Source organism: Yimella radicis (genome assembly GCF_054778255.1).
In genome coordinates, this window is the sequence record NZ_BAAGZR010000007.1 from 48,453 (window position 1) to 68,745 (window position 20,293).

Annotated in this window: 14 protein-coding genes and 1 pseudogene; 7 read left to right on the plus strand and 8 right to left on the minus strand. The window is 65.1% G+C overall.

The genetic code is table 11. The annotated features are described in order from the left end of the window. The first annotated feature begins 53 nt into the window (after positions 1 to 53). From ACYU8W_RS04805 to ACYU8W_RS04830, 6 genes are read left to right on the plus strand one after another with little or no spacing between them, the layout of a single operon-like run. Positions 54 to 1,187 (plus strand): helix-turn-helix domain-containing protein, encoded by a 1,134-nt coding sequence (locus tag ACYU8W_RS04805; RefSeq protein ID WP_499467087.1) that lies wholly within the window; start codon positions 54 to 56, stop codon positions 1,185 to 1,187. Further along, on the plus strand, positions 1,159 to 1,974 hold the full coding sequence (locus tag ACYU8W_RS04810; RefSeq protein WP_499467089.1) for a GSU2403 family nucleotidyltransferase fold protein: 816 nt from the start codon (positions 1,159 to 1,161) through the stop codon (positions 1,972 to 1,974). Before ACYU8W_RS04805 ends, ACYU8W_RS04810 begins: the two co-directional genes overlap by 29 nt. Before the next feature lie 49 nt (positions 1,975 to 2,023). After that, positions 2,024 to 3,469, plus strand: a complete 1,446-nt coding sequence (locus ACYU8W_RS04815) for a DUF3375 domain-containing protein (RefSeq protein ID WP_499467091.1) — start codon at positions 2,024 to 2,026, stop codon at positions 3,467 to 3,469. Beyond that, positions 3,466 to 4,044 (plus strand): DUF4194 domain-containing protein, encoded by a 579-nt coding sequence (locus ACYU8W_RS04820; RefSeq protein ID WP_499467093.1) that lies wholly within the window; start codon positions 3,466 to 3,468, stop codon positions 4,042 to 4,044. The genes ACYU8W_RS04815 and ACYU8W_RS04820 overlap by 4 nt, the downstream gene beginning before the upstream one ends. Next, complete coding sequence (locus ACYU8W_RS04825) at positions 4,037 to 7,435, plus strand: ATP-binding protein (RefSeq protein ID WP_499467095.1); 3,399 nt, start codon at positions 4,037 to 4,039, stop codon at positions 7,433 to 7,435. The genes ACYU8W_RS04820 and ACYU8W_RS04825 overlap by 8 nt, the downstream gene beginning before the upstream one ends. Continuing rightward, positions 7,432 to 8,598, plus strand: a complete 1,167-nt coding sequence (locus tag ACYU8W_RS04830) for a Wadjet anti-phage system protein JetD domain-containing protein (protein ID WP_499467097.1) — start codon at positions 7,432 to 7,434, stop codon at positions 8,596 to 8,598. The genes ACYU8W_RS04825 and ACYU8W_RS04830 overlap by 4 nt, the downstream gene beginning before the upstream one ends. A 150-nt stretch (positions 8,599 to 8,748) precedes the next feature. On the opposite strand, the pseudogene ACYU8W_RS04835 reads toward ACYU8W_RS04830, so the two are convergent. From ACYU8W_RS04835 to mtr, 4 genes and pseudogenes are all read right to left on the minus strand, one after another. Next, positions 8,749 to 8,907, minus strand: a pseudogene (locus tag ACYU8W_RS04835) (DUF255 domain-containing protein); the annotation flags it as partial. A 102-nt stretch (positions 8,908 to 9,009) separates the two neighbouring features. Further along, positions 9,010 to 9,978, minus strand: a complete 969-nt coding sequence (locus tag ACYU8W_RS04840) for an ABC-2 transporter permease (protein WP_499467099.1) — start codon at positions 9,976 to 9,978, stop codon at positions 9,010 to 9,012. Next, the gene (locus tag ACYU8W_RS04845) at positions 9,975 to 10,964 is read right to left on the minus strand and encodes an ABC transporter ATP-binding protein (protein ID WP_499467101.1); all 990 of its coding nucleotides are present in this window, start codon (positions 10,962 to 10,964) and stop codon (positions 9,975 to 9,977) included. Before ACYU8W_RS04845 ends, ACYU8W_RS04840 begins: the two co-directional genes overlap by 4 nt. Before the next feature lie 231 nt (positions 10,965 to 11,195). Beyond that, positions 11,196 to 12,566, minus strand: coding sequence for a mycothione reductase (mtr, locus tag ACYU8W_RS04850; protein WP_499467103.1), 1,371 nt, complete (start codon positions 12,564 to 12,566; stop codon positions 11,196 to 11,198). Between the two features lie 129 nt (positions 12,567 to 12,695). On the opposite strand from mtr, the gene ACYU8W_RS04855 reads away from it, so the two are divergent. Then, a complete protein-coding gene (locus ACYU8W_RS04855) occupies positions 12,696 to 13,154 on the plus strand; it encodes a hypothetical protein (protein ID WP_499467105.1) in 459 nt (152 codons plus the stop codon). Between the two features lie 89 nt (positions 13,155 to 13,243). On the opposite strand, the gene narI is transcribed toward ACYU8W_RS04855, so the two are convergent. From narI to ACYU8W_RS04875, 4 genes are read right to left on the minus strand one after another with little or no spacing between them, the layout of a single operon-like run. Next, positions 13,244 to 13,981, minus strand: a complete 738-nt coding sequence (narI, locus tag ACYU8W_RS04860) for a respiratory nitrate reductase subunit gamma (RefSeq protein ID WP_499467107.1) — start codon at positions 13,979 to 13,981, stop codon at positions 13,244 to 13,246. Further along, a complete protein-coding gene (narJ, locus tag ACYU8W_RS04865) occupies positions 13,978 to 14,721 on the minus strand; it encodes a nitrate reductase molybdenum cofactor assembly chaperone (protein WP_499467109.1) in 744 nt (247 codons plus the stop codon). Before narJ ends, narI begins: the two co-directional genes overlap by 4 nt. After that, positions 14,721 to 16,370 carry a nitrate reductase subunit beta gene (narH, locus tag ACYU8W_RS04870; protein WP_129625781.1) on the minus strand — a complete coding sequence of 550 codons (1,650 nt, stop codon included), beginning with the start codon at positions 16,368 to 16,370 and terminating at the stop codon, positions 14,721 to 14,723. Before narH ends, narJ begins: the two co-directional genes overlap by 1 nt. 29 nt (positions 16,371 to 16,399) lie before the next feature. Beyond that, on the minus strand, positions 16,400 to 20,080 hold the full coding sequence (locus ACYU8W_RS04875) for a nitrate reductase subunit alpha (protein WP_499467111.1): 3,681 nt from the start codon (positions 20,078 to 20,080) through the stop codon (positions 16,400 to 16,402). Positions 20,081 to 20,293: the final 213 nt, after the last annotated feature.

Sequence of the window (20,293 nt, forward strand, 5' to 3'; positions counted from 1 at the left end):
TTTCCGGAAACCATCGAGTTCCGTACAAGACGGAACTCCGTTATTATCGAGAAGTGCCCCGTGCGCAGCGAACCCCCACCGTCGTGCCCGACGGACCCGAGCCGGCGTCCGAGCGGGAAGTGCTGCTGCGCGCATCCGAGCAGCTTCAGGCAAATCTGCCGGAAGGCTGGGACATCAAGGTCACCACGAGCACTGACCCCAAGGTCGACACCAGGCTCGAGTTCGAGCGCTTCGGCTCATCTGTCCTCACCTACCGCGTCGAGATCAAGCGCACGGTCACCCGAGCCGACGTGCTCTCATTGCTAGGCAAACAGCGCTACATCACCGAGCGCCTCGCGCGACAGACCGACGAGGCGGAACCGTGGCTGCTTGCGACGCGCTACCTCAGCAGGCAGATCCAGGACCTGCTCCGTGAGCGTGACGTCTCCTACATCGACGCAACCGGAAACATCTTCATCAGCGCAGAGAAGCCGCTCGTCGTCATCTCCGAACGCGGCGCGACTGCCGATCCGTGGCGGGGAGCCGGCCGGCCGACCACGAGTCTCAAAGGGCTGCCGGCGGCGCTGATGGTGCGAGCCTTGGCCGACTACACGCCGCCTCTCACGGTTCCCGAGCTGGCGAAGGTCGCTGGGGCGTCCATCGGCGCTGCCTACCGTCTCGTCGACTACCTGACGAACGAGGGATTGCTCTCGCGAGTAGACCGCGGACCAATCACCGAGGTCGACTGGCCCGAGCTCTTGCGGCGTTGGAGCCAAGATGCTCCAGTCCTCAACGCCAACAGCACGCGCGGATTCCTCGAACCACGCGGCGTCGACAGCGTCGTCCAGAAGCTCGGCAAGACGACGTCACCGCAGCGCTACGCAGTGAGTGGCTCGCTGGCGACCCAGCCCTATGCTCCCTACGCCGAGGCTCGTCTGGGACTGATCTATGCAGAGGACCCGATGGCTCTGGCTGCGGATCTTGGGCTGCGTCCCGTTGAGTCGGGGGCCAATGTCATCCTCGCTACACCGCGCTCGCCCGTGGTCTTCGAGCGCACATCGACCTGGCGCGACATCACGATCGTCGCGCCCAGCCAGGCAGCCGCGGATCTTCTTGGAGGTCCCGGCCGCAACCCCGCCGAAGGCGAATTCCTGCTGGACTGGATGAAGGAGAACCCGGATGCCTGGCGCAGACAACTTGATCGTTGAGGCGCGTGCCGCTCTGCTGGACGCTGTCGCAGCTCTCGAGGCGCACAAGGATTCGGTGATCCTCATCGGTGCTCAGGCGATCTATCTGCACACCGGCCACGCGACGTTCGCCCTCGCCGAGGCAACCAAGGACTCCGATCTCGCGATCGACGCTCGAGCGCTCGGCGAGGACCCGCTCCTTGAGGAGGCGATGACGCGCGCAGGATTCATCCTCAACCCGGTGAGCAAGCAGCCCGGCGCCTGGATGTCACCCAACGGGATCCCCGTCGACCTCATGGTTCCCGAGAACCTAGCCGGCTCAGGGAGTCGCCGTGGCGTTCGGATCCCGCCCCATGACAAGCACTCGGCTCGGCGAGCCGCCGGACTCGAAGCAGCAATCATCGACCAGTCCCCCATGAGGGTCGAGTCGCTGGACGGCGACGGACGTCGTGCCGTCATCAATGTCGCTGGACCCGCCGCGCTCCTCGTGGCAAAGCTCCACAAGCTCGGCGAGCGAGTGGACACGCCCGACCGCCTGAACGACAAGGACGCGCACGACATCTACCGCCTGCTCGTCGCGATCGAGACGCCCGAGCTCGCCGCGACCATTCGGCGGCTCCTCGCAGACGAGCTGTCGCAGCGAGCCACGACCCGGGCGCTTGAGTTCATCCAGCAGCTCTTTGCCGCGGGACCAGATGCGCTCGGATCGACGATGGCGGGCCGAGCCGAAGAAGGTGTCGGCCAGCCGGACACCGTCTCGGCCTCCGTCAGCTTCCTGGCCCAGGATTTGCTGACGGCGCTGGCTTGATCAGTCAGGTTTGCTGAATCGTGTCGGACCTGAACCGTAGGCTTCGCGGGTGGACTACGAGGCGATCGACGCTCTGCGGGCGAGGCACCCTGCCTGGCGCCTGCTGCGCGCCAACAACGCGAGCCTGATCCTCTCGTTCCTCGGTGATTTCTTCGTCCAGAACAACCGCGGCGCTTCCTCGGCGAGCGTCGTCGCCGCGGCCCTGGATGATCAGCTCTACGCGCTCAACCGCGAGGCCGGCGGCGACGAAGGCGAAAACCGCTTTCCGAAAGATCCGCGCGCCTATCTGGAGGACTGGTCGGCCACCGAAGCCGGCTTCCTTCGTCGGTTCTATCCGGCCGGTGACGACGAGGTCCACTACGAGGCGACCCCAGCCTTCGAGCGGGCGTACGCCTGGGTCGAGTCGCTAAAGGCGCGGAGCTTCGTCGGCACCGAGTCGCGTCTACACACGATCGTCGAGCTGCTGAGGCAGATCGTGCACGGATCCGAGTCCGACCCCGATCTGCGACTGGCAGAGCTACGGCGTCAGCGCGACGAGATCGACGCGCAGATCGCTGCGGTTGAAGCCGGCCAGGTCCCCGTCTTGGACGAAACCGGCGTGAGAGATCGCTATCAGCAGTTCTCGTCGACCGCTCGCGACCTGTTGAGCGACTTCCGTGAGGTGGAGGAGAACTTCCGCGGCCTAGACAGGGCAGCGCGAGAGCGAATCGCGGCATGGGACGGCAGTAAGGGCGAGTTGCTCGCTGACCTGATGGGTTCACGCTCCGACATCGCCGGATCCGACCAAGGTCGGACCTTCCAGTCGTTCTACGACTTCCTTCTGTCCGAGTCCCGCCAAGATGAGCTCTCCGATCTGCTGTCGAAGGTCAGCAACTTGCCAGCGGTGGAGCACGATCACCGCGTGCGGTCGATCCACCACGATTGGGCGGAGGCCGCCGAGCGAGCGCAGGGCACCGTGCGGCAGATCTCGGAACAGTTGCGTCGCTTCCTGGACGACCAGGTCTGGCTTGAGAATCGACGTGTTCTCGAACTGGTTCGCGCCGTCGAGGCAAACGCCCTCGAACTACGCGCAGACCCGCCCGAGATTGGTTTGGAGGTGGACGAACCTGGCATCGAGATCTCGCTGCCCTTCGAGCGACCGCTGTACTCGCCGCCACCCGCCTCCGAGGTCGAGAGTCTGATCCCGCCAGCAGAGGACGCTGAACTGGAGGCTGACCTACTCTTCAATCAGACCCACATCGACTCGGCGCGCCTGGCGGGCAACATCCGGTCCCTCCTTCCCGAACACAGCACTGCCCTGCTGAGCGACATCATCGCGATGTACCCGATCGAACAGGGCGCGGCCGAGTTGGTCGGATATCTCGCGCTTTCCGACGACGACATCGAGGTCGAGATGGACGACAGTGACGAGACCTTGCTCGAGATCAGCGACCCCGAGGACCCCGAGCACGCCCGACGGGTCAGGCTTGCGAAGGTGACGGTGAAGCGAACATGAGCGACGCACATGCGATCGGGTCCGCGATCATCCGTCTGATGCAAGGCGTCGTCTACCGCGAGCTCGACGAGGACACCTGGCTGACACTGGAACGCGCCGGTGCGGGCGTCCGCGATCACTTCGCGACCATCGGCGTCGAGATCGTGGTCGACGACTCCGAGGGCTACGCATACCTGCGATCACGTCCCGATGGCGAGGACGAAGAGGTCCTGCCACGACTGGTCAGGCGCCGGACGCTGACGTACAACGTCTCCCTACTGTTGGTGCTCCTGCGCAAGCGTCTGCTCGAGTTCGAAACCGCAGGAAGTGAAGGCCGACTGGTCCTCACGCGAGACCAGATCCTGGAGATGCTGCGCGTCTTCCAAGCCGACTCTTCCAACGAAGCGCGCGTCACCGATCACGCGGAGCGCACGATCGCGAAGGCAGTCGAGCTCGGCTTCCTTCGGCCGTTGCGCGGACAGCCCGACCATTGGGAAGTGCGCCGCATCCTCAAGGCCTACGTGGATGCCCAAACCCTCTCGGACTTCGCCGGCAAGTTGAAGCAGTACGCCGGAAAGCGGGCCTCCGATGAATGAGGGACTGTTCTCGGCAGTCGAGCTCAGCAGCAGCGGTCGTGCCGGATACCGCCTCGATCACGTCGAGGTCTTCAACTGGGGCACCTTCGACAAGCACGTCTGGCGCTTGACTCCTGGTGCTGAGACATCGCTGCTCACCGGAGACATCGGCTCTGGCAAGTCCACGATCGTCGACGCCATCACGACATTGCTGATGCCCGCGAACCGGATCGCCTACAACAAGGCCGCAGGTGCAGAGGCCAAGGAGCGGACACTGCGCTCGTATGTCGAAGGGCACTACAAGTCCGAGCGCGTCGAGGCATCTGGTCACTCACGGGCGATCGGCCTCCGCACCAGCGGCGAGACCTACTCGGTGATCCTCGGCGTCTTCGTCAACGACGGCTACGGCGAAAGCGTGACCCTGGCCCAAGTCTTCCAACAGCGCGAACAGACAGGCCAGCCGTATCGGTTCTTCGTCACGGCCGGTAAGGCCCTCGCTATCGCGACAGATTTCGCTGACTTCGGCTCCGATCTGCGCGACCTTCGCAAGCGCCTCCGGGCCAGCGGCGCTGAGATCTTCGACGATTTCCCCAAGTACGGCACCTCGCTGCGCCGCCTTCTCGGCATCCGTTCTGAGCAGGCGCTGGACCTCTTCCACCAGACGGTGTCGATGAAGTCGGTCGGCAATCTCAACGAGTTCGTGCGCGATCACATGCTTGAGCCATCAGATGCCAGTGGTCGGGTGCGCGACATCATCGCCCACTTCGAGGATCTGACGAAGGCTCATGACGCGGTCAAGCGGGCGCGCGAGCAGCTGGAAGCCCTCGCCCCCATCGTTTCGACGGCCGAGAAGTACGACGCAGCGCTTACCGAGCGCGCGGATCAGGAACGGCAGCGAGACGCTGTCCGACTCTTCGTCGCCGAGGCACGCTCCCGGATGCTCGGCGAGGAGATTGCTGCCCAGAAGCGTGAGGCTGAGCGGCTCTTCACCGAGAAGTCCGACCGCGAGGTGTCGGCCAGACGCCTCGAATCCGAGCGGGACGAGTTGATCGCCGAACGGGCGCGGGCCGGCGGAGACCGGATCGGCGAGCTTGAGCGCCTTTCCCGCGCGGCTCATGAACAGGCCGAAGAACGTGCCGCACGCCGCACGCTGTTCGACGCCGCTGTCAAGCAGGCTGGTCACGCAGCGGTCGAGAGCCCAAGCGACTTCAGCTCTCTTACGACCACCATCGCGGACACGCGTGCCGAGCTCGAATCGCGGCGTAGCCAGATCGGCCATGACGCTGCCCGCTGGCTGGGCGAGATCTCGCGAATCGATCGCGAAGCCGGGGTCCTCACCGACGAGCTCGACAGCTTGACCAAGCGGACCAGCAACCTGCCTGCTTCCCACACCGACCTGAGGGAGCAGCGCTGCAAGGACCTTGGGCTGACCCCAGAGGAGCTTCCGTACGCCGGCGAACTGCTCGACGTCGTCGAAGACCAAAGCGAGTGGCGCGGCGCCGCCGAGCGGGTGCTTCGCGGATTCGCGCTTTCCTTGCTGGTCCCCCAGGTCCACTACGACGAGGTTGCGAGGTGGGTCAACGGGAGACGACTCAGCTTCCGCGGCCGGGACGGTCGCCAGATCGGCACGAAACTGGTCTACGAACGCGTTCCGGATCGCCGTATCCCTCTCAGGCCGACGGCGCACGACCACCTGATCCTCGCTGACTGCCTGGAAACCAAGGCCGGAGCTTTCGCCGACTACCTAGCCGACGAGTTGATCAAACGCGCCGACTACCGATGCGTGGACACGCTCGCTCAGTTCGGACAGGAACGACGCGCTGTCACTCGTGAGGGGCAGGTCCGCTCGGGTGAACGACACGAGAAGGACGACCGCACCCGTGTCGATGATCCGCGCACGTGGGTGCTCGGATGGGCCAACGAACGCAAGATCGCCGCCCTGCACGAGGAGCTCGCACAGTTGGAGGAGACCAGGGGAGCAGCGGAGAAGTTGTGGCGCGAGGTTGAGGCCGAGCGGGCGGCGGCCCAGCAACGCCTCGATGCGTTCACCTCGATTGCCGGGTTCCCGTCGTGGAGTGAGCTGGACGTCGTGGAGGCACGAGAACGCGCTGCCCTGCACGAGGAAGAGAAGGCACGGCTCGAGGCCGGCTCGTCGCGACTTGCGGAGATCAAGCTCGCCCTCGGACGCGTGGAGAAGCAACAAGAAGAGGTGAAGACGCACGTCGGTGAGTTGATCGGTCGACTCGCGAAGCTTCAGGCCTCCGTGCACGCTGCGGAGACCGAGAAAACTCGCGACGACGCCTTCGTCGCTGACCAGTCAACCAGCGATCTTGCGGCTGCGCAGGACGCGTACGAAGCTCTCGAGGTCCGACTCGGAAGGAACCGTCCTTCACACTCCAGCCAGTGGCCAGAGGCCGGAGAACGGCTGACGGAAGAGCTGTACAGGCGGATCGACCGCATTAACCGGGAGCTCGGTGGATTCAGCCAGAGCCTCGGCCAGTACATGGCGGAGGTGCTGCGGCGTTGGCCGGAGTTGCGCAGCGAGATGGACGCGACGGCCGAGGCACGGGCGGACTACGTGGCCTTGCATGCCTCGGTCCGCGACGATGATCTCCCCCGGTTCGAGGCGGAGTTCAAGCGGCAGCTCAACACCGAGACGATCCGTGAACTGGCGCAGTTCAACTCATGGCTGCGACGGCAGGCAGAGGAGATCGACGAGCGCGTCTCAAAGATCAACGAAGCACTCGGCGCTATCCCCTACAACCCGGGCCATTACATCCGTCTGGAGAAGCAACCGACGGTCAACCAGGACGTGTCCAGTTTCCGGTCCGAACTGCGTAGCGCCACCGACGATACGTTGTCAGGCGACGATGACCACTACTCGGAGCAGCGGTTCCTCGACGTCAAGCGCATCATCGAACGATTCCGTGGCCGCGAGGGCTACGCCGACTCCGACAAGGCATGGACACGTCGGGTCACAGACGTGCGCAATTGGTTCGTGTTCTCCGCATCCGAACGGATCCTCGAGACCAACGAGGAGTGGGAGCACTACTCGGACTCTGATGGGAAGTCTGGCGGACAGAAGGAGAAACTGGCCTACACGATCCTGGCCGCTTCGCTCGCCTACCAGTTCGGTCTTGAGTGGGGCGCCGAGAAATCCCGCGACTTCCGTTTCGCCGTGATCGACGAGGCGTTCGGCCGCGGCTCCGATGTGTCCACACGTTACGCCCTGGAGCTCTTTGCCAAGCTGGGACTGCAGTTGCTCATCGTCACCCCGCTCCAGAAGGTCCACGTGATCGAGCCCTACGTGAAGGCCATCGGGTTCGTCGACAATCCGGGCGGCACCTTCTCCCGACTCCAGACCATGACGATCGAGGAGTACCGCTCACGTCGAGACGGGCGAGCGTCGTGACACAAGGTTGGACTACTCGGCGCAACATCGAGGAGAGAGTCCGGCGGCGCTGGGACGACGGCTCGCTCCTGCGTGCCCATGCCGGAGCATCGGAGTTCTCTGCGATCGAGATTCCCGTGCGAGGCCCCAAGGCATCGGAGATCGGCGACGACCTCGTTGCTGTCCGGGAGTGGATCTCGGCCCTCAGCGCGGGGAGCGACACCGGGCGCCAATACGACGTCGTCCTCGGTCAGGTCGGCGGCCGCCACATCGGCCGCAACGCACTGCCGTCGCGAGTGGTTGTTTCGACCATGGACCAGGCTTGGTCGCTCCTGGGCGTCAGGCGAGAGGTTGACCGGTTCGGCGAGCTGTTGGAGCTCGCCGTTGAGACGCCGGCGGTGCGCACATGGGTGCTCACCCATCCCCATCGCGCCCTCGAGCTCGGCGAAGCGATGCCCCGACTTCTCTCTGCCTTCGAGTGGCTCGACGCCCACCGCGGCTCGGGGAAGTACCTCCGCGAGATCAGCGCTCCAGGCGTTGACACCAAGTTCGCCGAGAATCATCGGCCCGTGCTCGCCGCGATGCTCGGGGTGTCCTCAACGGCCGCAGGGTTCCTCACCGACCTAGGCCTTCGTGCCAAACCAGAGATGGTGCGAATCCGTGTTTCGCCGTCGCTCGGGCTCCCTGAGCCCATCTCTGAGCTGGCGCTCCGAGCGACAGAGCTGCGGGAGCTGGCGATCGCACCTCGCACGGCAATCGTCATCGAAAACGAGGTCACCTATCTGAGCGTCGACGTGCCCGACGACGGAATCGTCATTTGGGGCAAGGGCTTCGAGGTAGACCGCGTTGGCCGCCTCCCGTGGCTCGCCGACATCCCGGTCATCTACTGGGGCGACATCGACAGCCATGGCTTCGCGATCCTCGACCGTCTGCGCACCTGGCTGCCCACTGCTCGCTCGATCCTGATGGACCGAGAGACTCTGCTCGCTCACCGCGAGCGTTGGGTCAGTGAGGACCGCCCGGCGACGTCATCGCTGACGCGCCTGACCGCGGCCGAACTCGACCTCTACACCGATCTCGTCACCGATCGGCTGGGCCTACGGGTTCGCCTCGAGCAGGAGCGAGTCGACTGGGCCGCTGCGACAACCGCCCTCGAGCAGGCTCAGCAAGACGAGCCCGAGTGATGCACGAGAGTGATGCACGAGAGTGATGCACGAAGGCCCGGAATCGGTGTCCACCGGCGGCCTTAGCTGAACCGGCGTGAACCGCCACACCCGCTCTGACCTGCGGTTTCGCCAAAATTCGCTGACAGCCGCCAAGCGAGGAACCTCTTGGCACCAGTGGCAGGCCGCGTACCCGACCGACAGCAGCACCGGGACGCCGCGGCGCCGAGCCTCGGCGAACGCGTCCGGCCCCCACTCCCACCAGTCGACCGGGTTGTCGGCGTGTTGGAGCAGGTAGGGGCTAGTCGCGTGCTGCAAGCGGTTGGACATGCCTCGACCGTACGTGCCGGGTGTCAGACGGTTTGAGTCACGGATGAAGCAAACCGTCTGACACTCGGCGCGTCAGCCGACGTCAGCCGACGTCAGCCGACGTCAGCCGACGTCGCGGCGGCGGAAAGTGACCAGGCCGATCAGGAAGCCCACCACCGCGACGACGAGGAGATAGCTCGTGGCAGGCCAGAAACCGAGCCAGTGGATGACCGGTCTGCAGTCGGCTCCACCGCTGTAGCACGGCGGATAGGTCTCCCATTTCTTGCCGTGGTCGACGAACGCACTCAACGCAGTGCCGATGGTCCAACGACGAGCGTCGGCGATCGAATTCCCCCCGATCAGTTCGACCGCGATGACCCAGACGGCAGCGAACCCGAGGACGGCCGTCGTGTGGCGCAGCACGAAGCCAAGGGCTGTGCCGACCAGACTGCAGAACATACCGACGCCGAAGAGCCGTCCCAAGGTCGCGAGATAGGTCGACTGCTCACCCGCAGCGAACTCCAGTTCCCCGGACGAGCCGGCCAACCAGAAACCCGGACCGGCGATCGCCACGAGCACCAGGACCGGCAGCAGCCCCATCAGCGTCGCCACCAACACCTTGGAGGCATATACGGGGATGCGTTGGGGCTCGAAGGTCAGCCAGGTCATCATCGATCCGGAGGCGAACTCGGCGCACACCAGACTCGCGCCTAAGACGAGGGCAGCAAGTGCGGCCACCATCAGTAGGCCCGAAGTCCCCTGTTTCAGTACCCCGCCGAGGGTGCCGTTCTGGCCGACGAAGTCCGACAATTCCGGTTCAGGGAAGTCGCAGAAGTCCGTCGGCGCGTTGTTTCGCTCCGACTCGGGAGTGCTCGCAAGGCAGTCCTTCTCGTACCTCTGGTGATTCTTCGCCCAGTCGTCGTGGGCGAACCTGAAGGACTGCTGCAACTCGACCTGGGTCGGCATGTTCGACACCTGCTGGTACATCGCGAAGATGGTGAACCCGGCGAACAGCAGCGCCAGCAACAGCACGCCTTTGGTGATGCCCCTAGCGAACGCACGCCGGAACTCCGCCTTGATCAATCGGGTCATCGCACACCGCCGGTCGCCTCGAGGCCTTCGGAACGGGTGAGTTCGAGGAACACCGACTCCAGATCGTGACCGGTAGGACGTAGTTCCCGCAACCAGATCCGATGTGCGGCAAGCATTTCGGAGATCACCGCAGGATCAGCGACGTCCTCGAGGGCAAGATGTCCGTGCTCGGTTCTCACCGACAGACCGGCTCCCGCAAGCACCTCGCGGGCCTTCTCGTCGTCCGTCGTCCGGACGGTGGCGCCCCCACCGCCCTGCGCCATCAGCTCGGCCACCGATCCCTCGGCCAGTAGCCGTCCCTGACCGATGATCGACACCGTGTCGGCGACCTGCTGGATCTCACTCAGGATGTGACTGCTCACCAGCACCGTGCGCCCCTCGTCGGCCAAGGACCGCATGGTGCGCCGGATCTCGTGAATGCCTGCCGGGTCCAAGCCGTTCGTAGGCTCATCGAAGATCAACAGTTCGGGCGACTTCAACAGCGTGGCGGCGATCGCCAGGCGCTGCTTCATGCCGAGCGAGTACGACTTGAAGGGGTCACCGGCGCGCTCCTTCAGCGAGGTCTCCTCCAACACCCGGTCGACCGCGCAGCGATCGGCACCGATGGCGTCGGCCAGCAGCGACAGGTTCTGTCGACCGCTGAAGGCAGGGAAGAACTTGGGCGACTCGACGATCGCGCCGACGCGCGAGATCACCTCCGGCAGGTGATCAGGCACCGAGCGTCCGAAGATCTCCATCCTGCCGCCGTCGGCTCGGATGAGTCCGAGCAGCATGCGAAGCGAGGTTGTCTTGCCCGATCCGTTCGGTCCGAGGAAGCCGTGCACACCTCCGACCGGCACGTTGAGGTCGAGCCCCTGCACGGCGATGTGGCGGCCTCGACGACCTCGATAGACCTTGCGCAATCCTGTTGTGCGGACAGCAAATTCGGCGCCCATGCGCTCCCCCGAGTCGATGACGATCGGAAGTGACCGCCGGCTGGGAGACATTCGATCACGGCCGACCTTGAGACCTCGGGACCTTTACGGACTCTTGACGATGTTCCGTCGGGAGTTCTGGTCTTCGAGGAGTACCCCACGGGGCTCGCACCTACTCGACCAGCGTGGAGGTTTCGGCGCGCGTCGTGCCAGGTTTCGATCGCGGCACTCGCCCTGGGGCTCGCAACTGCTCGAACCGCATGCAGTAGGTCGCGATCCCGGGGTCGCGCTGGCGGGTCCGCTTCAGTCCTGGTCGAACTCGAGGCCGAGCAGCGCGTTCTCCACCACTTCGGCAAGGGCCGGGTGGATCCAGTACTGGCCGCGGGCGAGGTCCTTGGCCGACTGCCCGAAGCTCATCGCCTGGATGACGATCTGGATCAACGAACTGGCGTCCGGCCCCATGAAATGGGCCCCAAGCAACTGCCCCGAGCTGCGGCCGGCGATCAGCTTCACGATGCTCGTGGTGTCCTCCATCGCCCAGCCGTAGGCGGTGTCACCGTAGTTCTGCACCTTCACCGTGATGTCGTGTCCGGCCTCGGACGCCTGCTGCTCGGTGAGCCCGACGGACGCCACCTGCGGGTGGGTGAACACCGCCGCCGGGACGAAGCGGTGGTCGAAGGTCTGCAGGTTGTCCGGATGCGTCAGGTTGTGCGCGACGACCCGCGCCTCGTGGTTGGCGACGTGCTTGAGCTGGTAGTCGGAGCTGACGTCGCCGAGCGTCCAGACGCCGTCCGCTGTGGTGCGTCCGTACTCGTCGACGAGGATGCGGCCGTCCTCCCGGGTCTGGATACCGGCCAACGAAGCACCCTCGGGCACCAGCGGTTCACGACCGGTGGCAACGAGCAGCAGGTCAGTCTCCGTTCTCGTTCCGTCGGACAGCGACAGCTCGATGTGGTCGTCGTTCTGGACGACGGCCGACACGGTGCAGTTGAAGCGGACGTTCCACTGCTCACTGGCGAGCGCGCTGAACTCGGTGCTGATCAGGTCGTCCTGCTGGCTCAGCATCACCGGACCCCGGGTGACCATCGTGACCTCGACGCCGAGCGAGCCGAAGACGTGCGCGAACTCGGCCGCGATGTAACCGCCGCCCACGATCGTCATACGCCGCGGAAGTTCATCGATCCGCATGACGTCCTCGTTGGTGTAGTAGCGCACCCCGCAGTCGGCAATCACTTGCGGCACGACAGGAGTCGACCCGGTGGCGACCACGATACGGTCGGCGGTGATCTCCTGCTCGCGCCCCTCGACGTCGACCACGATGGTCTTCGGTCCGGTGAACCGCGCGGTGCCGAGGAATGCCGTCGTGTTGTCGCCGTTGACGCGGTATTCCCGCCCGCCCTCCTCGATCGGGTCGATCCGGCCGAAGACGCGCTCACGGATGTCACGCCAGCGGACGCCGTCGATCCGGGCATCGACGCCGTAGCGTGATGCCCCACGGATCGTGGTCGCGACCTCGGCCGCGTACACGAACATCTTGGTCGGGATGCAGCCGACGTTCAGGCAGGTACCGCCGAACAGTCCCTTCTCGATCACCGCGACCCGCTTGCCGTCCCATTCAGGGGTGACCAGAAAGTTGCCTGAGCCCGTACCGATGATCGCGAGGTCGAAATGCATTCCGCCATTGTCACTGACGGCGCACGGCCATCGTCCAGGGGCCGACCGGCAGCGCCGAATCGCCCGCCGTTGCAACGCCCGTGACACACTCAGGGTCGACATCATTCGTGAAGTTCAGGGAGAGACCTCGTGAAGAAGTTGAATGCGCTCGTCGCAGCAAGTGCCTTGGCCGTGACGATCGGCCTGTCCGGTTGCGGGTCGGACGACAAGAAGTCCGAGGAGACCGGCGCGGCCTCGCAGACCTCGTCCACCACCCCGCAGACCCAGTCGTCGAGCGAGTCGACTCCCGCCCAGAGCAGCAGCGAGCCGCCCGCGAGCGAGACCACCAGCTCCGGCGGCGCTGTCGGCGGGGTACAGAACTGCAAGCTGGAGCGCAAGGGCGAACAACTGGAAGCTCAGGCGGTGGGCATCAGTTGTGAGGACGCCACTCAGATCTGGGGCAAGTTCTCCCAGAAGGACCAGGCCATCGCCTCCGGCGATGTGAACCACAACGGTGAGACTTGGAAGTGCGGCATCCTCACCCAGGGCAGCACGGTCACCGGCGGTTGCACGGCCGGTCAGAAGGCGATCAGCATCGGCGGTATCTGAGCCGCACCACGCACATCCGAAGGCCACCCGCACCAGCGGGTGGCCTTCGGTTCATGTCGTGCGGTGCGCCACGTCGGGACGTGCTGCACTCACTTCTTGAGTTCGGAACGCTCCCAGGCGCGGGTCGTGGACGTGACGCGACCGCGCTGCGTATCGCGCGAGCGGTAGACGATGTACGGGCGCCACAGGTACTGCAGCGGTGCACTGAACACGTGCACAAGCCGGGTGAACGGCCACATCGCGAAGAGCGCGAACGCCACCAGCGCGTGCAACTTGAACCCGATCGGTGCCTGCGCCATCAGGTCGGCGTCCGGCTGGAATGCCAGGAACGAGCGGTACCAGACCGACACGCCTTCGCGGTAGTTGTATTCGCCGCCGACGGTGAAGATCGAACCGGCGATGGTGTTCCACATTCCCAGGACGATGGCCGCTGCGAGGAAGACGTACATCACCTTGTCGTTGACAGTGGTCGCGGAGAACACCGGTCCCGTGACCCGGCGACGGTAGATCAGGATCGCGAGGCCGACGATCGTCATGATGCCTGCCAACAGACCGCCGATGACCGCGACCAGGTGGTACACGTGGTCGCTGATGCCGACGGCTTCGGTCCACGAACGCGGCACGAGCAGACCGATGATGTGGCCGCCGACCACACCCAACATTCCGAAGTGGAACAGCGGGCTGCCCCACCGCAACAGGCTCGATTCGTACAGCTGGCTGGAGCGGGTCGTCCAACCGAACTTGTCGTATTTGTACCGCCACCAGTGCCCGACCACGAAGATCGCCAGGCACATGTAGGGCACGATCACCCACAGGAAGGTGTTCATCGGGGGGCTCCCACCGGAATCTCGTTGCCCAGGAACTCGGGCGCGTTGGCAATGGTCGGCGGCGTGAAGGCGCCGGGTGAGGGTGCGTCGAGGGCGGGGTCCATTCCGTAGCCGTCCATCCCGACGTCCTCCTGAGGAGGACCTTGTTCGATCAGGAGAGCTACCGCCTGCACCTCGTCGTCGCCGAGGGGCGGGAGCGTTGCGCACAGCGCGATCAGCACGTTCGCCCAAGCAGAACCCTTGTCCTGCAGCGCGATCCGCAGCATCTCGACACCGGCGCGGTAGTCACCCAGCAACTTCCAGGAGGTCTGGACGTCGACCGTCGCACCGAACTCGAGCACCACTGCGATGTGGTCGGGCAACTCGTCGGACTCGAACTCGGCTCCGCCCTTTCGGTAGGCCTGCTTGAACTGCACCAGCACCACTCCGCGACGGCGAGTGTCGCCGTACGCGAAGTAGGTGAGGTACAGACAGCCGCGCCGGGTGTGATCGAAGGTCTCGACGAAGTCGGCCTGCAGGTCCTGCAGTGGTACCTGCTGCGCATGGTCGAGGAAGGCGTTCAACGGATCCCGCACTGTCGCAGGCAGATCCGTGATGGACGCCCGGATCATCGCGCGCTGCTCGTCGGAGTCGTCGTGCGGGTATTCCAGCAGCAACGACACTGCCTGCCAGACGACGCGCAACTGACCCTCGGGCAATCGCGAACGGTTGCTCTTGGCCACCCGGCGGAAGATGTTCATCACTTGTCCTTCCGGCCCGGGAAGAGCCCGCGCGGGCTGCCCTTGCCATCCCAGTTGAGCAGGTTCACGCGTCCGCGCTTGGTGCCTCCACCGACGAGTTCCTCGCTGGTCTGACGCTCCTGCAGCATCCGGAAGTTCTCCACCGCGACCGGGGTGAGCTCACCGGATCCTTCGCCGAACGGGTCATTGCCGTCACCGTCGTAGTCGTAGTTGACCGGGCAGTCCGTCGCGAGTTCTTCCAGTCCGTGCGCCTGCTCGGCGTGGGCGGTCGGGATGACGTAGCGCTCGTTGTACTTGGCGATCGCGAGCAACCGGAACATCTCGTACATCGACTCGGCGTCCATGCCGACGGCTTCGGCGATGGACTCGTCCGGGTCGCCGCCCAGGTTGATGTCGCGCATGAACGACCGCATCGCGGCGAGCTTGCGCAGGACGTCGTTGATCGGTCCGACGTCACCGGCGGTGAACAGGTTGGCGAGGTACTCGACCGGGATGCGCAGGGTGTCGATCGCGGCGAACAGGTTGTTCTTGTCCTCGCCGTCGTGACCGGTCTCCTTGATCACGTCGACCACCGGCGACAGCGGCGGGATGTACCAGACCATCGGCATGGTGCGGTACTCCGGGTGCAGCGGCAGCGCCACCTTGTAATCCTGGATCAGTCGGCGCACCGGCGACTTCTTGGCTGCTTCGACCCAGTCGCCCGGGATGCCCGCTTCCTCCGCGGCGCGAGCGATCTCGGGGTCGTTCGGGTCGAGGAAGACCGAGCGCTGCGCCTCGTACAGGTCGTGATCGTTCTCGACGCTGGCCGCTTCCAGCACGCGGTCGGCGTCGTACAGCATCAGGCCGATGTACCGCAGTCGTCCGACGCAGGTCTCCGCGCAGACGGTTGGGATGCCGACCTCGACGCGCGGGTAGCAGAAAGTGCACTTCTCGGCCTTGCCGGTCTTGTGGTTGAAGTAGACCTTCTTGTACGGGCATCCCGAGACGCACATGCGCCAGCCGCGGCAGCGGTCCTGGTCGACCAGGACGATGCCGTCCTCCTCACGCTTGTAGATCGCACCGCTGGGACAGCTGGCCGCACACGACGGGTTGAGGCAGTGTTCACAGATCCGCGGCAGGTAGAACATGAAGGTCTGTTCGAACTCGAACTTCACCTTGTCCTCGATGCCCTTCAGCATCGGGTCCTTGACCGCGATCTCCTTCGAACCACCGAGGTCGTCGTCCCAGTTGGCCGACCAGCGGACATTCATGTCCTTGCCGGTGAGCAGCGACTTGGGCCGGGCGACCGGGAAGTTCTTGGTGGCCGGCGAGGTCAGCAGCGTCTCGTAGTCGTACGTCCACGGCTCGTAGTAGTCGTCGATCGAGGGCATCTTGGGGTTGCTGAAGATGTTCGCCAGCTTCTTCAACCGACCGCCGGCCTTGAGCTGGAGCTTGCCGTTCTTGCCGAGGGTCCAGCCGCCCTTCCACTCCTCCTGGTCCTCGTAGGTGCGTGGGTAGCCGAGGCCGGGACGAGTCTCGACGTTGTTGAACCACACGTACTCGGTGCCGGCCCGGTTGGTCCATGCCTGCTTGCAGGTGACCGAGCAGGTGTGGCACCCGATGCACTTGTCGAGGTTCATCACCATCGCCATCTGAGCCATGATTTTCATGTCTTCGTCTCCTCTTCTTCGCCGCTGGCTCAGTACTCGACGGGGGTGGTGCGCTTGCGGATCATCGTGACCTCGTCACGGTTGTTCCCGATCGGCCCGATGTAGTTGAAGAAGTAGGCCAGCTGGGCGTAGCCACCGACCATGTGGTTGGGCTTCAACAGAATTCGGGTGAGGCTGTTGTGGATTCCGCCGCGCTTGCGGTCACGCTCGGTGAGCGGGACGTCGATGAGCCGGTCCTGTGCGTGGTGCATGTAGACCGTGCCCTCGGGCATGCGGTGGCTGACGATCGCCCGCGCCGCCACGACACCGTTGCGGTTGACCATCTCAATCCAGTCGTTGTCCTTGATGCCGACCTTGTCGGCGTCGCGGTCGCTCATCCAGACCGACTGGCCACCGCGCGACAGCGACAGCATGAACAGGTTGTCCTGGTACTCGCTGTGGATCGACCACTTGTTGTGCGGCGTGAGGTAGCGCACCGAGACACCGAGTTCGTTCTGCTCACCGATCGGTGCCTCACCGAACAACTGGGTCATGTTCAGCGGTGGCCGGTACACCGGCAACGCCTCGCCCATCCCGATGAACCAGTCGTGGTCGACATAGAACTGTTGCCGTCCGGTGAGGGTGTGGAACGGCTTCTTGCGCTCGATGTTGATGGTGAACGGGCTGTACCGGCGTCCGCCGGACTCCGAACCGGACCACTCCGGTGAGGTGATCACCGGAACCGGCGAGACCTGGGTGTCGGCGAAGGTGATCTGCTTGCCCTCGTGCTCGGCCGACAGGTCGGCCAGCTGGGTACCGGTGCGCTTCTCCAGGAACTTGAATCCCTGGGTGGCCAGGTGACCGTTGGAGACGCCCGCGAGGTGCAGCATGGCGTCGGCCATCTGGACGTCGGTCTCGACCTTCGGCTGTCCCTTGCCGGCGCCGCTCATCGCGACCCCGTTGCGCTGCCGCAGGATGTCGACCTCGCGTCCGACCTGGTAGGCGACGCCCTTGGTGAGCATGCCGACCTTCTCCAGCAACGGGCCGATGGTCGTCATCTTGTCGTAGACCGCGGTGTAGTCACGTTCGGCGACGGCGATGACCGGCATCGTCTTGCCCGGGATCGGCTCGCACTCCCCCAGCTTCCAGTCCTTCACCTCACCGTGAACGGTGGCCATGGCCTCGGGGGTGTCGTGCCACAGCGGCTTGGCGATGACGTCCTTGCGCGTGCCGAGGTGCTCGACGGCGAGTTCGCTGAACTTCTTCGCGACAGCCTTCCACGCCTCCCAGTCCGACTTCGTCTGCCACGGCGGGTTGATCGCCGGGTTGAAGGAATGGATGAACGGGTGCATGTCGGTGGTCGACAGGTCGTGCTTCTCGTACCAGGTCGCCGCCGGCAGCACGACGTCCGACAGGATCGTCGAGCTGGTCATGCGGAAGTCGATGGTCATCAGCAGGTCGAGCTTGCCCTCGCCCGCCTCGTCGGACCATTCGATGGACGTCGGACGGTGCTCCGGCGAGGCCTCAACGGCCGTCGCGGCACTGTCGGTGCCGAGCAGGTGACGCAGGAAGTACTCGTTGCCCTTCGCCGAGCTGCCGAGCAGGTTGGAGCGCCACAACGACAGCACGCGCGGGTAGTTGACCGGGTTCTCCGGGTCTTCGACCGCGAATTTCATTGCGCCGGACTTCAATTCGGACGCGACGTACGCAGGAACCTCCATGCCGGCGGCCTCGGCCTGGTCGGCGATGTCGAGGCTGCTGCGGTCGAAGGTCGGGTAGCTCGGACTCCAGCCGAGACGGGCCGACTGGGCGAGCAGGTCCATCACTCCCTTGCCGGCGAAGATGCCGGTGCCGGCGTCCAGGTCGTCGGCGTTGTGGGTGTCGTAGCGGTACTGGCTGGTGTGCACGTACCAGTAGGAGGTCTGGTTCATGTGCCGTGGCGGGCGGTGCCAGTCGAGCGCGAACGCCATGTGCTGGAAGCCCATGATCGGTCGGATCTTCTCCTGGCCGACGTAGTGCGCCCAGCCGCCGCCGTTGCGTCCTTGGCAACCGGTGATCGTGGTCAGCACCAGCATCGCGCGGTAGATCTGGTCGGAGTGGAACCAGTGATTCACGCCTGCGCCCATCAGGATCATGCCGCGGCCGCCCGTGTCGATCGCGTTTTGCGCCCACTCGCGCGCCAGGCGCTCGACCTGCTGCGCCGGCACACCGGTGTGTTCCTGCTGCCAGGCCGGAGTGGCCGGTGCGGACGGGTCGTCGTAGCCGGTCGGCCACGAACCCGGCAGGCCCTCACGTCCGACGCCGTACTGCGCCAGCATGAGGTCAAGGACGGTGGTGACCAGACGTTCGCCGACGCGGCGGACGGGGACACCCCGGCTCTCGTAGGCGACCTTTCCGTCGCCGGCGTCGAAGCGCGGAAGCTCGACCTCGACGGCGTCGTCACGGGTGTCGTAGACGCTGAGCAGCGGGTCGATTCCCTCGAGTTCGAGGTTCCACCTGCCCATACCCTCCTCGCCGTAACGGTCCCCGATGGATCCGTTCGGGATTGCCAATTCTCCTGTGTTGGAGTCGAATACGGCGGTCTTCCACATGGCGTTCTCGGAGTCGGACTTCGGTCCGCCTTCGACATCGCCTGCCACCAGGTACTTGCCCGGCCGCAGCACGCCGTCCGGGCCCTGGGTCAGGGCGACCAGGTTCGGCAGGTCGGTGAAGCGCTTGTTGTATTCCTCGAAGAACGGCACCTGCTGCTCGACGAAGAACTCTTTGAGCACGACGTGGCCCATCGCCATCGCGAGCGCCCCGTCGGTGCCGGGCGCGGCGGTGACCCACTCGTCCGCGAACTTCACGTTCTCGGCGTAGTCGGGGGCGACGGCGATGACCTTCTGGCCGCGATAGCGGGCTTCGGTCATCCAGTGCGCGTCGGGCGTACGGGTCAGCGGGACGTTCGAGCCCCACATGATCAGGTAGCCCGCGTCCCACCAGTCACCGGACTCGGGGACGTCGGTCTGGTCGCCGAACATCTGCGGCGAGGCGTTGGGCAGGTCGGCGTACCAGTCGTAGAACGACAGCATGGGCGCGCCGACGAGTTCGAGGAAGCGAGCACCGGAGGTGTAGGACACCGGCGACATGGCCGGGATCGGTGAGAAGCCGGCGATGCGGTCGGGACCGTACTGCTTGACCGTGTGGACGTGGGCGGCCGCCACGATCTCGACGACGTCCTCCCAGGTAGCCCGCACCAGGCCGCCCTTGCCGCGAGCGCGCTTGTACCGACGGGCCTTCTCCGGGTCCTCGACGATCGAGGCCCAGGCCAGCACCGGGTCGCCGCCGTGCTCGGCCTTCGCCGCACGGAACATCTCCAGCAGCACACCGCGCACGTACGGGTAGCGCACCCGGGTCGGGCTGTAGGTGTACCAACTGAACGCGGCGCCCCGCGGGCAGCCGCGCGGTTCGTACTCGGGCTTGTCGGCCCCGGCGCTGGGGTAGTCGGTCTGCTGCGCCTCCCAGGTGATGATGCCGTCCTTGACGTACACCTTCCACGAACAGGACCCGGTGCAGTTCACGCCATGGGTCGAGCGGACCACCTTGTCGTGGGCCCAACGGTCACGGTAGAACGCATCACCCGAACGGCCGCCCTCCTTATAAAGGGTGCGCAGGTCCGGCGACACCTTCTGCGGCTTGAAATGACGCCGCGTGCGCAACAGCGCATTGGTCATCGGGTCGTCGATCGACATCGGATCAATTCCTCACACTCGGCACAGCTGTCCCAACTCCCTTGACACTAGGGAGGAACAGAACCGTCCGGAAGAGGACCAACGTCCCTATTGCGGACGCGTCCATCCTCCTAATTTGTGCAATGCACGGTTGTCTACCGTGCGCCCCGAATGATCCAAGGAGCACACACGCGATGTCCGCTACGGCATCCAGCACCACACCGGCTGACACGT

What these genes read in the sequence shown, in the direction of transcription:
- ACYU8W_RS04810 (WP_499467089.1), top strand. Translation starts at nt 1,159, where the DNA reads ATGCCTGGCGCAGACAACTTGATCGTTGAGGCGCGTGCCGCTCTGCTG.
- ACYU8W_RS04820 (WP_499467093.1), top strand. Translation starts at nt 3,466, where the DNA reads ATGAGCGACGCACATGCGATCGGGTCCGCGATCATCCGTCTGATGCAA.
- ACYU8W_RS04825 (WP_499467095.1), top strand. Translation starts at nt 4,037, where the DNA reads ATGAATGAGGGACTGTTCTCGGCAGTCGAGCTCAGCAGCAGCGGTCGT.
- ACYU8W_RS04840 (WP_499467099.1), bottom strand. Translation starts at nt 9,978, where the DNA reads ATGACCCGATTGATCAAGGCGGAGTTCCGGCGTGCGTTCGCTAGGGGC.
- ACYU8W_RS04845 (WP_499467101.1), bottom strand. Translation starts at nt 10,964, where the DNA reads ATGTCTCCCAGCCGGCGGTCACTTCCGATCGTCATCGACTCGGGGGAG.
- mtr (WP_499467103.1), bottom strand. Translation starts at nt 12,566, where the DNA reads ATGCATTTCGACCTCGCGATCATCGGTACGGGCTCAGGCAACTTTCTG.
- narI (WP_499467107.1), bottom strand. Translation starts at nt 13,981, where the DNA reads ATGAACACCTTCCTGTGGGTGATCGTGCCCTACATGTGCCTGGCGATC.
- narJ (WP_499467109.1), bottom strand. Translation starts at nt 14,721, where the DNA reads ATGAACATCTTCCGCCGGGTGGCCAAGAGCAACCGTTCGCGATTGCCC.
- narH (WP_129625781.1), bottom strand. Translation starts at nt 16,370, where the DNA reads ATGAAAATCATGGCTCAGATGGCGATGGTGATGAACCTCGACAAGTGC.
- ACYU8W_RS04875 (WP_499467111.1), bottom strand. Translation starts at nt 20,080, where the DNA reads ATGTCGATCGACGACCCGATGACCAATGCGCTGTTGCGCACGCGGCGT.